Source organism: Phocaeicola acetigenes, assembly GCF_027529745.1.
GTDB classification, from domain to species: Bacteria; Bacteroidota; Bacteroidia; order Bacteroidales; family Bacteroidaceae; genus Phocaeicola; species Phocaeicola acetigenes.
In genome coordinates this window covers 1-405 of record NZ_JAPZVM010000033.1, presented here as the reverse complement: position 1 = coordinate 405, position 405 = coordinate 1, and the positions used below count along the sequence as shown (strand labels likewise).

At 48.1% G+C, this 405-nt stretch carries 3 tRNA genes; all 3 read left to right on the top strand.

The window, feature by feature from the left end:
* Positions 1-39 precede the first annotated feature (39 nt).
* The 3 genes from O6P32_RS13595 (at position 40) to O6P32_RS13585 (ending at position 335) form a co-directional block, all read left to right on the top strand.
* A tRNA-Gly gene (locus tag O6P32_RS13595) sits at positions 40-112 on the top strand.
* A 27-nt stretch (positions 113-139) separates the two neighbouring features.
* A tRNA-Leu gene (locus O6P32_RS13590) sits at positions 140-221 on the top strand.
* Positions 222-251: 30 nt separating this feature from the next.
* A tRNA-Leu gene (locus O6P32_RS13585) sits at positions 252-335 on the top strand.
* Positions 336-405: the final 70 nt, after the last annotated feature.

The following is a 405-nucleotide window of genomic DNA, read 5'->3' as shown; positions in this document are numbered from 1 at the left end:
GAGTCTCGTTTTCCGCTCAAAAACATTTTGATACAAATTGCGGAAATAGCTCAGTTGGTAGAGCATAACCTTGCCAAGGTTAGGGTCGCGAGTTCGAGTCTCGTTTTCCGCTCGAAAGCAGAAAGGTTGTGCGTAAATTGCCCAGGTGGCGGAATTGGTAGACGCGCACGTTTCAGGTGCGTGTGTCGAGAGGCATGCAGGTTCGAGTCCTGTTCTGGGCACAAAAAAAAGACATCCTTTCTCTTTTTTATGGAGGAATGGCGGAATTGGTAGACGCGCCACTTTGAGGGGGTGGTGACAGTTATGTCGTGTGAGTTCGAGTCTCATTTCCTTCACACAATGATAAATTGCGGAAATAGCTCAGTTGGTAGAGCATAACCTTGCCAAGGTTAGGGTCGCGAGTTC